Raw genomic sequence first — 13288 nt, forward strand, 5'->3', positions numbered from 1 at the left:
ACATGTTTGTGCGGGTGGTGGAGACCGGCAGCTTCACCAAAGTGGCGCAGGAATTTGCAACCACGCAGCCCACGGTCACCAAACAGATTGCAGCCATGGAAGCGCGCCTGAAAGTGCGCCTGCTCAACCGCAACACGCGCGGCGTGAGCATGACGGAAGCCGGCGCGCTGTACTACGAGAAGTGCAAGATCATCGTCAACGATGTGGCCGAGGCGGAGAACGTCGTCAAGGTGCGCCAGACGCAGGTGCAGGGGCAGCTGCGCATCGGCAGCTCGGTCGCCTTCGGGCGGCGCGTACTCATTCCGCTGGCCATGGATTTCATGAAGCACAACCCGCAGGTGCAGGTCGACCTGAGCTTTGAGGACCGTTACACCGATCTGGTGGCCAACGGCATCGACGTAGCGCTGCGCCTGGGCAAGCTGGCCGACTCATCGCTGGGCGCGCGCATGCTGGGGATCAACCCCTGGGTGCTGGTGGCGTCGAACACCTATCTGCGCAAACACGGCACGCCGCGCCGCCCCTCAGACCTGAAAGAGCATTCCACGCTGATCTACAGCAGCGTGCAGGGCAACGACATCTGGCGGCTGCGCAACGCCAGCGGCGAGCCGGTTTCCATCCCCGTCACCGGGCGGCTGCGCTCCAACAATCTTTCGGCCCTGCTGGCTGCTGCGCGTTCGCACATGGGCATTGCAGCCCTGCCGCGATACGTAGCCCAGGATTCGCTCAAGGATGGCCGCGTGGTCGAGGTGCTCAAGACCTGCCGCCTGCATGAGCAGGAGATTCACGCGGTCTACCCCTCGCCGCGACTGGTGCCGCAGAAAGTGCAGTCTTTCATCGCCTTTATGCAAGGCAAGTTTGACGACGCCTGGTGGGAAGAATTACCGCGCGGAGGATGATGGAAGGGTGATTCTGCAAACGAATCAATCCTGCCAGAACGCTATCAATAGCAAAGCAGCTACCGCCTATTAAGCGGTAGCTGCAGGTTTAAAAGACCTTGAAGTCTTTTAAATTCAAGCGCAAGGCGCTATGAAAGATGCAGATCAGAGCACCAGGATGGCGCGGAAGTCATTGACGTTGGTGTGCGTGGGGCCAGTAATCACCAGGTCGCCAATGGCCGAGAAATAACCGTAGGCATCGTTGCGATCCAGATGGTCGCTGATGCGCAGGTTCTGCTCGGCGGCACGCTTCAAGGTGCAAGGCGAAACGCGGGCACCGGCGTTGTCTTCAATGCCGTCAATGCCATCGGTGTCAGCAGCCAGAGCCCAGACCTTTTCCTGCCCTTGCAGCGCCTGTGCCAGACCCAGACAGAACTCGCCAGCACGGCCGCCACGACCCTTGGCTGCGCCGGGCTGACGGGGGCGAATGGTTACCGTGGTTTCGCCACCCGACAAAATCACGCAGGGCTTGGCAAAAGGCTGACCATGCTTGGCCACGGCACGCGCCAGTGCGGCGTGCACCTTGCCCACTTCGCGGGATTCGCCTTCCATCTCGTCCGATAGCACATGCACAGCCATGCCCGCTTCACGCGCGGCAGCCGCCGCCGCTTCCAGCGATTGCTGGGGCGTGGCGATCAGGTGCACGGTATGGCCTTCAAAGCGCGCATCGCCGGGCTTGGGCGTTTCCAGCTGACCGGCTTCCAGTGCAGCGCGCACGGAATCGGGGATGCTGATCTGGTAGCGATTCAGAATCGCCAGCGCGTCGGCGCAGGTCGAGGCATCGGGCACCGTGGGGCCGCTGGCGATCACAGAAGGATCGTCACCAGGCACGTCGCTGATGGTCAGCGTGACCACCTTGGCAGGGAAACAGGCCGCAGCCAGACGGCCACCCTTGATGCGCGAGAGGTGCTTGCGCACACAGTTCATCTCGCCAATGGCGGCGCCACTTTCCAGCAGTGCCTTGTTGATGCGCTGCTTCTCGGCCAAATCAATGCCTTCGGCAGGCAGGGTCAGCAGGGATGAGCCGCCGCCAGAGATCAGGCAGATCACCAGATCGTCGGCAGTCAGCCCCTGCGTCAGCGCCAGAATGCGCTCGGCAGCAGCCAAACCTGCAGCATCAGGCACGGGGTGAGCGGCTTCCACCACTTCCAGTCGCACGGGCAGGCCTTCGGGGCGCGGCGGAATATGGGCGTAGCGGGTGACGACCAGACCGGACAGCGGCGCATCTTGCGGCCACAGCGCTTCAAGCGCCTGAGCCATGGAGCCGCCTGCCTTGCCGGCACCCAGCACCAGCGTGCGCCCCTTGGGCGGCTTGGGCAGATGGCGCGCCAGCCCCTCGATGGGCAGGGCATTGCGCACCGCCACCTCATACAGATGACGCAGGAAACCCGCAGGGTCTTGCTGAGGAGAAGGTGCGACCGCAACCTGCGCGCTCGAGGATGTATTCTGTGCTTGCATAGCTGCGCATTGTGCATTCCGGCTTTTTTGCCTCACAGACACCCCAACGTCACAACACTACTGATCTTTGCTGCATTAATGCCGCAAGTCGTTGTGCCGCATGGGTTTGCGCGCTTGCTCGCAGCTTTTCTTCATCGGTTATCAAGATAAACACCATAACCGGTGGACAGAAACTGTATACAAAATTAGTCTTCAACCGCTATGATGAATTTATGGAAACTTCCACCACCAGTTTCATTGTTGACAGCCTGACCAAGGCGATCGTCGAGCATCGCCTGATGCCCGGCACCAAACTGGCCGAGCAAAAACTGGCCGATCACTTCGGTGTTTCCCGCACTCTGGTTCGCCAGGCGCTGTTTCAGCTCTCACAAAACCGGCTCATCAAGCTGGAGCCTGCGCGCGGCGCTTTTGTCGCTACGCCCTCTGTGGATGAGGCGCGCCAGGTCTTCGCCGTGCGCCGCATGCTGGAGGCCGAGATGGTGCGCAGCTTTGCTTCGCAAAGCACTGCCGCCAAGATTCGCGCGCTCAAGCAGCATGTCACGGCTGAAAAAAAGGCCATGGATGCCGAAGACGTAGGCCAGCGCACTGAGCTGCTGGGCGACTTTCACGTGCGCATGGCCGAGCTGATGGGCAACGAAGTGCTGGCACAACTGCTGGGGGAGCTGATTTCACGCTGCGCCTTGATCACGCTGATGTACCAGTCTGCATCGGCGGCAGAGCATTCGCACGAAGAGCACTCCGACATCGTCACCGCACTGGCGGCAGGCGATGCCGAACATGCGGTGCTGTTGATGCAACAGCACCTGGACCACGTGGAAGCAGGCCTGACCTTTGACCGCGATCTGCCAACGAACGACTTGTCGATGGCACTTTCATCTGTATCCCTATGATTTACGATTCCACCGCCTCCTACCCACGCGACCTGATTGGTTATGGCCGCAACACGCCGAACCCCGAATTTCCCGGCAAAGCCCGCGTGGCTGTGCAGTTCGTACTGAACTACGAAGAAGGCGGTGAGAACCACATCCTGCACGGCGACCCCGGCAGCGAGCAATTCCTGTCGGAAATGTTCAACCCCGCCAGCTATCCCGCTCGCCACATGAGCATGGACGGCATCTATGAATACGGCTCGCGCGCCGGCGTGTGGCGCATTCTGAAAGAATTTGAAAAGCGCGGTCTGCCCCTGACCGTGTTTGGCGTGGCCACCGCCCTGCAAAAGCACCGCGAGCTGGCTCAGGCCTTTGACGAGCTGGGTCACGAAGTGGCCTGCCATGGTCTGAAGTGGGTCCACTACCAGAACACGCCCGAAGAAATCGAGCGCGCCCACATGCAGCAATGCGTGGAGATCTTTGAAGAGCTGTACGGCCACGACGGCGACCACGGCCTGGGCTGGTACACCGGGCGCGACAGCCCCAACAGCCACCGCATCGTGGCCGATACCGGCCGCTTCACCTACGACAGCGACTACTACGGCGACGACCTGCCCTTCTGGATGAAGGTTGCCAAGACCGATGGCGGCACCCACAACCAGCTGATCGTGCCTTACACACTGGATTGCAACGACATGCGCTTTGCCCTGCCTCAGGGTTACTCGTATGCAGACCCTTTCTACCAGTACCTGAAGGACACATTCGATGTCCTGTATGCCGAAGGCAGTGCCAACGGCGACAACGCCCCCAAGATGATGAGCATCGGCATGCACTGCCGCCTGCTCGGCCGTCCCGGCCGTATTACAGCGCTGCAGCGCTTCCTCGATCACATCCAGAAGCACGACAACGTGTGGGTGTGCCGCCGTATTGATTTGGCTCGCCACTGGGCTGAGCGTTTCCCCTGCAAGGATTGATTGCATCATGGCTTTGACCCTGGAACAACTGAATGCCGCTGACGCGGCAACCGCCATCGAATTGCTCGATGGTCTGTATGAGCACTCCCCCTGGATTGCCGAGGCTGCGCTGGCTCAGCGCCCCTTCAAATCCATGGCTCACATCAAGCACGCCATGGCCCAAGTGCTGGCCGAGTCCAGCAATCAGGCCAAGCTTGACCTGATCCTGGCTCACCCGGAACTCGCCGGCAAGCAGATGGAAACCAACACGCTCACGGCCGAATCGACCAATGAGCAAAAGAAGGCTGGCCTGACGAACTGCACGCCCGAAGAGCTGGCGCACATCCGCAAGCTCAACGCCGAGTACGGTGCGCGCTTTGGCTTCCCCTTCATTCTGGCTGTGCGCGGTGCGCGTGGTCTGGGTCTGAACAAGGCCGAGATCATTGCAACCTTTGAGCGCCGCATCTTCAACCACCCTGCTTACGAGCAGGCTGAAGCGCTGCGCAATATTCACCGCATTGCCGAGATTCGCCTGAACGACAAGTTCGGCTACGAACCAACTCTTGGCAATGAAGTCTGGGACTGGCAAGAACGCCTATCCACCAACAGCGACCCAGGCTACGCCGAAAAGGGTCAGCTCACCGTTACCTACCTGACCGACGCTCACCGTGCCTGCGCCCAGCGCATCAGCCACTGGATGCGTGAAGTCGGCTTCGACGAAGTCGAAATCGATGCCGTGGGCAACGTGGTGGGCCGCTACAAGGCAGCGACCGAAGGTGCCAAGACCCTGCTGACCGGCAGCCACTACGACACCGTGCGCAACGGCGGCAAGTACGACGGCCGTCTGGGCATCTTCGTGCCCATGGCTTGCGTGCAAGAACTGGCCAAGCAAGGCAAACGCCTGCCTTTCAACATTGAAGTCGTAGGCTTCGCTGAAGAAGAAGGTCAGCGCTACAAGGCCACTTTCCTGGGCTCTGGCGCTCTGGTCGGTGACTTCAAGAACGAATGGCTGGAGCAAAAGGACGCCGACGGCATCACGCTGCGCGAAGCCATGACCCACGCCGGTCTGTGCATTGACGACATCCCCAAGCTGCAGCGCGATCCCGCCAAGTACCTGGGCTTTGTGGAAGTGCACATCGAGCAAGGTCCCGTGCTCAACGAGCTGGACATCCCTCTGGGCATCGTCACCTCCATCAACGGCAGCGCCCGTTATACGTGCGAATTCATCGGCATGGCCAGCCACGCAGGCACCACGCCCATGGACCGCCGCCGCGACGCCGCCGCTGGCGTGGCCGAGCTGTCGCTGTACATAGAAAAGCGTGCTGGCCAGGATGGCGACAGCGTGGCCACTATCGGCCAGCTGAACGTGCCCTCGGGTTCGGTCAACGTGGTGCCCGGCCGCTGCCAGTTCTCGCTGGACCTGCGCGCGCCCACCAACGACCAGCGCGACGCCATGATCAACGACATCATGACCGAGATGGCTGCGATTGCCGAACGCCGTGGCCTGCGCTTCAGCACAGACCTGTCCATGAAGGCATCGGCTGCGCCTAGCGCCCCCGAATGGCAAAAGCGCTGGGAAAACGCTGTGGACGCACTGGGAGTGCCCTTGTTCCGTATGCCTAGCGGCGCCGGTCACGACGCCATGAAGCTGCACGAAATCATGCCCCAGGCCATGTTGTTTGTGCGCGGCATGAACGCCGGCATCAGCCACAACCCGCTGGAAGCCTCCACCTCTGACGACATGCAACTGTCCGTGGACGCTTTCACCCACCTCCTCAACCAACTGGCTCAAGAACAGCAATGACCAATATGAATCAAGACAAGCAAGCCACCTACGCCGCCATCGATGCATGGATCGACGAGCACTTCGACGAAGAAGTGAAGTTCCTGCAAGCCATGGTGCAAGTGCCCACGGACACGCCTCCGGGCAACAATGCGCCTCACGCTGAGCGCACCGCCGACCTGATCAAGGACTTTGGCTTTGAAGCCGAAAAGCATGTCGTGCCTGAAGCCGATGTGAAGGCCTACGGCATGGAGTCGATCACCAACCTGATCGTGCGCCGCCCCTATGGTGACGGTGGCAAGACCATTGCCCTGAACGCCCACGGCGACGTGGTGCCTCCAGGTGAAGGCTGGTCCAAGGACCCCTACGGTGCCGAGATCGAAGACGGCAAGCTGTACGGCCGCGCTGCTGCCGTGAGCAAGAGCGACTTCGCCTCCTTCACCTTCGCAGTGCGTGCTCTGGAAGCCGTGGCCAAGCCCAGCAAGGGCGCCGTGGAACTGCACTACACCTACGACGAAGAGTTCGGCGGCCTGATGGGCCCCGGCTGGTTGCTGGAAAAGGGCTTGACCAAGCCTGACCTGATGATCGCTGCTGGCTTCAGCTACGAAGTCGTGACCGCTCACAACGGCTGCCTGCAGATGGAAATCACCGTGCACGGCAAGATGGCTCACGCCGCCGTGCCCCACACCGGTGTGGACGCACTGCAAGCCACCGCTGTGCTGCTGACCGCTCTGTACGGCGAAAACGTCAAGTACAAGCAAGTCACTTCGCAAGTGCCCGGCATCAAGCACCCCTACCTGAACATCGGCCGCATTGACGGCGGCACCAACACCAACGTGGTGCCCGGCAAGGTGATGCTCAAGATCGACCGCCGCATGATTCCTGAAGAGAATCCCGTGGAAGTCGAAGCCAGCATCCGCGCTGTGATCGCCCAGGCTATCGCCGACTTCAACACGCAAGGCGGCTACACCGGTGAAGACGCTGTGCGCGTGGACATCAAACGCCTGCTGCTGGCCAACGCCATGACGCCTCTGGACGGCAACAAGCCCCTGGTGGACGCCATCCAGACTCACGGCAAGGCCGTGTTCGGTGAAATGCCTCCTTCCGTGGGCACCCCCCTGTACACCGACGTGCGCCTGTACGTTGAGCGCGGCATTCCCGGCGTGATCTACGGCGCCGGCCCCCGCACCGTGCTGGAATCGCACGCCAAGCGCTCCGACGAGCGTCTGGTGCTGGAAGACCTGCGCCGCGCCACCAAGGTGGTTGCACGCTCGCTGGTGGACCTGACCGCATAACTACATTTCGCTTGAACGCCTAGCCTGTACCTGCCTGGGTAGAGGTTTTTCAAGGAGCCTGGATTTATCCAGGCTCCTTTTTTGTGGTCGGTGCATGGCAGCGCCCTCACCCCCTCTCAAGGGCCCTAGGCTTGGCCATTGGATGCACAGGATGCGCCATGACTTGTCGTGATGCATCGCACAAGCCCTGTGACGCTGGAGCCTGAAGGGCATAAGCCCGCTACAGGCGCTCTTCCAGACTGTTTTTGCATCCCTGACCGGGCGACCTGCGCGCCCCCAGCCAAGATCAGCGCCAAACGGCCATCCGCAAGCGCCTGGCACGCGCAAAACCGATCACAGCGTCATCTCACCCCATCGCAGAACTCTGCCCGCCTAAATGCGCTTTTACCAAGCGCTGCTGCAATGGCGCGCGTTGTGCGATTTTTCCGTGGGTTTAGCAGTAGTAATCGCGTCTTAACTCACTCCGTACCACCCGGTTTTTCAGAAGCGAAATGTTTCAACTGCCATGACCTGCACGTGCATAACTCGCTTTATTTCTTGATGAATGGCAGATTACGCAATTTTTGCTATTAATTTAGTAGCTATAACCGCTTTAAAATAAACACTTTCAAATTAATAAGTAAATTAAATGCATATAAATAAAGCGATACAAGCTCCTATTTATATAGCAAATCGATAATTTTCAAGAAAATCATGCAGAAATAACATAACCCAAATCTTTGAAACCTGTTAACGATTTTTGGACAGGGTTTACCGGGAGATATTCGCGTTTTGGCTCTGTATACACTTTTTGTATGGATTGACGCAGCGGCAACAGCTGTGCGCCAACCTGATCCCAATATGGAGTGAGGAGACATTTTTTATGACATCCAAAGTGCATCCCGTAGATGAAATTTTGCCCGCCGGGCAACTCACTGCGCTTGGCCTGCAGCACGTGCTGGTCATGTATGCGGGCGCTGTGGCCGTGCCCCTGATCGTGGGCCGCGCCCTGAACCTGCCGCCAGAGCAGGTCGCGCACCTGATCTCAGCCGACTTGTTCGTCTGCGGTCTGGTCACCCTGATTCAAGCCCTGGGTGCGACCCAGTGGTTTGGTATCAAGCTGCCCGTGATGATGGGCGTGACTTTCGCATCCGTGGCCCCCATGGTGGCCATTGCCCAGTCCACAGGCGGCAACGCCGGAGCGGGCCTGATCTTTGGCTCGGTTATCGGGGCCGGCGTGGTGTCCATCATCATTGCCCCGCTCATCAGCCGCTGCCTGCGCTTTTTCCCACCTGTGGTAACCGGCACCATCATTGCCGTCATCGGCATCAGCCTGATGCGCGTGGGTATCAACTGGATCTTCGGCAACCCCGTCGGCCCAACCGCTCCTTCCGTGCCCAACCCCGAGCACCTGAAGTGGCTGGCCGAAGCACAGGCCATGGCTGGCGCTCCTGGCTCCGTCCTGCCTGCTGTGCCCAAGGGCCTCTCGATTCTTCCTACGATCCCCAACCCCAAGTACGCAGACCTGCAAGGCGCAGCCGTCTCCGGCGTGGTTCTGCTCTCCATCTTGCTGATTGCACGCTTTGCCAAGGGCTTTATCGCCAACATCTCGGTGCTGCTGGGCATTCTGATTGGCGGCGTGATCTCCGTCGCCATGGGTCTGATGAACTTTAAGAAGGTTGCCGAGGCCGAATGGTTCACCCTGGTGCTGCCTTTCGACATCGCCATGCCTGTCTTCGACCCCATCCTGATCCTGACCATGAGCCTGGTGATGGTGGTGGTGATGATTGAATCGACTGGCATGTTCCTGGCGCTGGGCGACATGACCAAGCGCGAAATCTCTCAGGACGACCTGACCAAGGGCCTGCGCACTGACGGTCTGGGCACCCTGATCGGCGGCATCTTCAACACCTTCCCCTACACCAGCTTCTCGCAGAACGTGGGCCTGGTTGCGGTGACTGGCGTGATGAGCCGCTGGGTCTGCGTGGCAGGCGGTGCCATCCTGATCGTTCTGGGTGTGCTGCCAAAAATGGGCGCTCTGATTGAATCTCTGCCTACCGTGGTTCTGGGTGGTGCAGGTCTGGTGATGTTCGGTATGGTTGCCTCCACAGGCATTCGCATTCTGGCCAACGTGGACTTCCGCAACAACAAGCACAATGCCATGATCGTGGCAGTGTCTATTGGCGTGGGCATGATTCCTCTGGTTGCACCTAATTTCCGTCAATGGATGCCTCATTCCATCCATCCGCTGATCGAATCCGGTATCCTGCTGGCTTCGATTACCGCTCTGGCACTGAATCTTTTCTTTAACGGCGCCGCCAAAGACAACACCGCTGCAATCAACGCAGCTCGCGAGGCAGACGCTCACTAAACGTCAAGTCTCTTGAAACAGCCGGCCTACCCGCCGGTCCAGACCCCCTGAGCGCACCTTGGTGCGTCAGGGGGTTTGTTGTCGGTGCAGTTCAGGCAAAACAGACCTGACCCAAAAAGCCTCTCACCATCCGGTAAGCTCAGAGACGCAACCTTGCTGATAAATTTCGTATGACACAAAACCTGTCCTCCGCCGAACAAGCCCTGCGCGATGCGGCCCGCGAATACCACCGCAGCCCCATCAAAGGCAAGATTTCCGTCACCCCCACCAAGCCCCTGTCCAATCAGCGCGACTTGTCTCTGGCGTACTCGCCAGGCGTGGCATACCCCTGCCTGGACATTGAGGCGGATCCCTCCACTGCAGCCGAGTACACCTCGCGCGGCAACCTCGTTGGCGTGATCACCAACGGCACTGCGGTGCTGGGTCTGGGCGATATTGGCCCTCTGGCCTCCAAGCCAGTGATGGAGGGCAAGGGCTGCCTGTTCAAGAAATTTGCCGGCGTGGACGTGTTCGACATCGAACTGGCCGAGCGCGATCCCGATAAGCTGATCGACATCATCGCTGCGATGGAACCCACTCTGGGCGGTATCAACCTTGAAGACATCAAGGCCCCCGAGTGCTTCTACATTGAGCAAGAACTCTCCAAGCGCATGAACATTCCGGTGTTCCATGACGACCAGCACGGCACCGCCATCATCTCTAGCGCCGCTCTGCTGAACGGTCTGGAACTGGTGGGCAAGGAAATTGACAAGGTCAAGATCGCTGTCTCCGGCGCCGGCGCCGCTGCCATTGCCTGCGTGAACGTCATGGTCGGTCTGGGCGTGAAGCGTGAAAACGTCTTCATGTGCGACTCCAAGGGCGTGATCTATGAAGGTCGCCCCGGCGGTCTGGACGCATCCAAGGCCCAGTACGCTCAAAACACCGACGCCCGCACACTGGCTGACGCCGTGAACGCTGCTGACGTGTTCCTGGGCTGCTCCGCCCCCGGCGTGCTGACTGCCGACATGGTCAAGACCATGGCCGACAAGCCAATCATTCTGGCTCTGGCCAACCCCGAGCCCGAAATCCGCCCTGAACTGGCCAAGGCCGTCCGCCCTGACTGCATCATCGCAACCGGCCGCTCGGACTACCCCAATCAGGTCAACAACGTCCTGTGCTTCCCTTACATCTTCCGTGGCGCACTCGATTGCGGCGCGTCCAAGATCACCGAAGCCATGAAGCTGGCCTGCGTGCGCGAAATCGCTGCACTGGCCAAGCAAGACGTCAGCGATGAAGTCGCCGCCGCCTACCAGGGCAAGGAACTGACCTTCGGCCCCGACTACCTGATCCCCACGCCTTTCGATACGCGCCTGATTCTGCGTATCGCTCCTGCCGTGGCCCAGGCAGCTGCCGAATCCGGTGTGGCCACCCGCCCCATCGAAGACATCGCCGCCTACCGCGAAAGCCTGACTCGCTTCGTCTACCAGACCAGCATGTTCATGCGCCCCGTGTTTGCCGCCGCCAAGGCCGGTCAACAGCGCGTGGCCTATGCCGAAGGTGAAGACGAACGCGTTCTGCGCGCCGTGCAAGTTGCTCTGGACGACGGCCTGGCCAAGCCCATCCTGATCGGCCGCCCTGCTGTCATCGAAGCCCGTATCGCCAAGGCTGGCCTGCGCATGCAGCTCGGCAAGGATGTGGAAATCTGCAATCCTGAAGATGACCCACGTTTCCGCCAGTACTGGGAAACCTATCACAAGATGATGGGCCGTGACGGCGTCACCCCCGAAGCCGCCAAGGCAGCCGTGCGCCGCTCCAACACCCTGATCGCCGCTCTGATGGTGCATCTGGGTGATGCCGATGCCATGCTGTGCGGTCTGGTCGGTCGCTTCGACAGCCATCTGACCCATCTGCAAGATGTGCTGGGCCTGAAGAAGGGCGCTAACGAGTTCGCCACCGTGAACGCCGTCATGCTCGAATCCGGCACGCTGTTTGTTGCTGATACCTACATCAACGAAGCCCCCAGCGCCGAAGAGCTGGCAGAGATCGCCAAGATGGCTGCCGACGAAGTCGCCCGCTTTGGTCTGCCTCCCAAGGTCGCCTTCCTGTCGCACAGCAACTACGGCTCGTCCACTCGCGGCTCCGCCCGCAAGATGCGCGCCGCACGCGACCTGTTCGCAGCCGCCAACCCGCACATTGAGTGCGATGGCGAAATGCACGGCGATGCCGCCCTGTCTGCTGAAGTTCGCAGCCACTCGCTGCTGGACTCCACGCTGACTGGCGAAGCCAACGTGCTGATCTGCCCTAACCTTGACGCAGCGAACATTCTGTTCAACGTGCTCAAGACCACCGGCGCCCACGGCACCACCATCGGCCCCATCCTGATGGGCTGCGCCGCATCGGCTCACGTGCTGACCCCCTCGTCCACCGTGCGCCGCGTGGTCAACATGACAGCCCTGGCTGCGGCTCAAGCCATCGCATTGCGCAGCTGATCGAGTCGAATCTTTCAGGCTTCTGGCCTGAACATCCAACAAAAAACGCCCTTCGGGGCGTTTTTTGTTATCTGCTCGACCGACGTCCTTCTTGCCACGCCGTTCATTTTGAAACTTGTGCGTTGCTAGGCCTTGCTGCATAAATCCAGCTCGCCAGATGAGTGAATCGAGCAGAGGCAAGCAGTTTTAGCGCACTACAAACTGGAAGGCATACAACGCATCGCTTAAGCACAAGAGTCTCTGACAGCCTGGCTGGATAAGAGCATGTCTTGGTTTGCCGCAGCCAGCGGCAAAGGCGGGCCAAGCCCGAAGCATCTCGGATCCAGCCATTCAATGTTGTTTGACGCTCAAGAACCTCTTGGGCCTGGCGCTCAGGAAAACCACGGGCCTGCTGCAATCGATGCTGCAACTCGTGGCCTTGCATGGCCAGCGCCAGCCTTCGGTACGCTGTGAAGACAGCAGCCCGACCTGAATGCTCAACTGCCGTACACACGCAGCCAATCAGGTCTGCACATGCTGGTGGATTCGACAGAGAACGTGAAAGTGGCTTCTAACCCTTTCTCATCCAGTGCTAGATGCTATTGTTTTCAAGAACAAAGACAAAACGCTCACAAAGCTGGATTGCCCACAATCATTGTGTAGAATCCTGCCATCCGGGGATTTGGGTGAGTGGTTTAAACCAGCAGTCTTGAAAACTGCCGAAGGAGTGATCCTTCCGTGAGTTCGAATCTCACAGTCCCCGCCAGATGATCAAATAAAAAAGCGCCTTTAAAGGTGTGCCGTTAAGCATAAAGTGGCCGAAACAGACAGGTTATGCTTTATTTCACGTTTCGCCATATTTTGCTTTTTCGCAAAAATGTGCTAGGTGATTTTGAAATTAAAAAAAGCCCCTCAAGATCTTGATGGGCTTTTTCTTTGTGCTCTCTAGCCTACGCGAGGCACAGGTTCAGTGGCGGCTCTAGGCTGGCTGCCGTCGTTCACCTCGAACGCACCAATGACTGCTGCTACCGAAAGCAGTCATTGCACCAGGACTTTCGAGAAGGTCAGCTCTAACCCTTAAAGCTGCCAGTGGAATCTGACCATCACCAAGTGACTGCTTTGGTGTGTGCTGGCTTGGTGCTTTCGACCCTTTGGAGTCCTTAAAGCTCATCGTGTGGATGTGTTTTTTCTAGTTAAA

8 protein-coding genes, 1 tRNA gene and 1 pseudogene are annotated in these 13288 nt (G+C 59.4%); 9 read left to right on the forward strand and 1 reads right to left on the reverse strand.

Annotation, left to right across the window (positions count from 1 at the left end; translation table 11 throughout):
• Positions 1–2: 2 nt before the first annotated feature.
• Positions 3–896 (forward strand): LysR family transcriptional regulator, encoded by an 894-nt coding sequence (locus RSF91_RS18565; RefSeq protein ID WP_332569806.1) that lies wholly within the window; start codon positions 3–5, stop codon positions 894–896.
• A gap of 144 nt (positions 897–1040) precedes the next feature.
• On the opposite strand, the gene RSF91_RS18570 is transcribed toward RSF91_RS18565, so the two are convergent.
• Positions 1041–2393, reverse strand: coding sequence for a glycerate kinase type-2 family protein (locus RSF91_RS18570; protein ID WP_332569807.1), 1353 nt, complete (start codon positions 2391–2393; stop codon positions 1041–1043).
• Between the two features lie 212 nt (positions 2394–2605).
• Between RSF91_RS18570 and RSF91_RS18575 the strand changes: the two genes are divergently transcribed.
• The 8 genes and pseudogenes from RSF91_RS18575 to RSF91_RS18610 all read left to right on the forward strand — a co-directional run bounded on the left by RSF91_RS18575 (position 2606) and on the right by RSF91_RS18610 (position 12856).
• Positions 2606–3283: a GntR family transcriptional regulator gene (locus RSF91_RS18575; RefSeq protein ID WP_099736001.1), complete on the forward strand. Its 678-nt coding sequence runs from the start codon at positions 2606–2608 to the stop codon at positions 3281–3283.
• A complete protein-coding gene (gene puuE / locus RSF91_RS18580; RefSeq protein ID WP_332569808.1) occupies positions 3280–4236 on the forward strand; it encodes an allantoinase PuuE in 957 nt (318 codons plus the stop codon). Before RSF91_RS18575 ends, puuE begins: the two co-directional genes overlap by 4 nt.
• 7 nt (positions 4237–4243) lie before the next feature.
• Complete coding sequence (gene uraD / locus RSF91_RS18585; RefSeq protein WP_332569809.1) at positions 4244–6019, forward strand: 2-oxo-4-hydroxy-4-carboxy-5-ureidoimidazoline decarboxylase; 1776 nt, start codon at positions 4244–4246, stop codon at positions 6017–6019.
• Positions 6016–7293 (forward strand): M20 family metallopeptidase, encoded by a 1278-nt coding sequence (locus RSF91_RS18590; RefSeq protein WP_332569810.1) that lies wholly within the window; start codon positions 6016–6018, stop codon positions 7291–7293. Before uraD ends, RSF91_RS18590 begins: the two co-directional genes overlap by 4 nt.
• Before the next feature lie 862 nt (positions 7294–8155).
• Positions 8156–9643 carry a nucleobase:cation symporter-2 family protein gene (locus RSF91_RS18595; RefSeq protein ID WP_332569811.1) on the forward strand — a complete coding sequence of 496 codons (1488 nt, stop codon included), beginning with the start codon at positions 8156–8158 and terminating at the stop codon, positions 9641–9643.
• 170 nt (positions 9644–9813) lie between these two features.
• The gene (locus RSF91_RS18600; protein ID WP_332569812.1) at positions 9814–12111 is read left to right on the forward strand and encodes an NADP-dependent malic enzyme; all 2298 of its coding nucleotides are present in this window, start codon (positions 9814–9816) and stop codon (positions 12109–12111) included.
• A gap of 190 nt (positions 12112–12301) precedes the next feature.
• A pseudogene (locus tag RSF91_RS18605) lies at positions 12302–12642 on the forward strand (transposase); the annotation flags it as partial.
• 124 nt (positions 12643–12766) lie between these two features.
• Positions 12767–12856: transfer RNA gene (locus RSF91_RS18610), tRNA-Ser, on the forward strand.
• Positions 12857–13288: the final 432 nt, after the last annotated feature.

Source organism: Comamonas sp., from assembly GCF_036643215.1.
Classification (GTDB): domain Bacteria; phylum Pseudomonadota; class Gammaproteobacteria; order Burkholderiales; family Burkholderiaceae_C; genus Comamonas.

Coding starts and splice junctions, on each gene's coding strand:
- RSF91_RS18600 (WP_332569812.1), top strand. CDS start 9,814: ATGACACAAAACCTGTCCTCCGCCGAACAAGCCCTGCGCGATGCGGCC.
- RSF91_RS18570 (WP_332569807.1), bottom strand. CDS start 2,393: ATGCAAGCACAGAATACATCCTCGAGCGCGCAGGTTGCGGTCGCACCT.
- RSF91_RS18595 (WP_332569811.1), top strand. CDS start 8,156: ATGACATCCAAAGTGCATCCCGTAGATGAAATTTTGCCCGCCGGGCAA.
- RSF91_RS18590 (WP_332569810.1), top strand. CDS start 6,016: ATGACCAATATGAATCAAGACAAGCAAGCCACCTACGCCGCCATCGAT.
- puuE (WP_332569808.1), top strand. CDS start 3,280: ATGATTTACGATTCCACCGCCTCCTACCCACGCGACCTGATTGGTTAT.
- RSF91_RS18575 (WP_099736001.1), top strand. CDS start 2,606: ATGGAAACTTCCACCACCAGTTTCATTGTTGACAGCCTGACCAAGGCG.
- RSF91_RS18565 (WP_332569806.1), top strand. CDS start 3: ATGTTTGTGCGGGTGGTGGAGACCGGCAGCTTCACCAAAGTGGCGCAG.
- uraD (WP_332569809.1), top strand. CDS start 4,244: ATGGCTTTGACCCTGGAACAACTGAATGCCGCTGACGCGGCAACCGCC.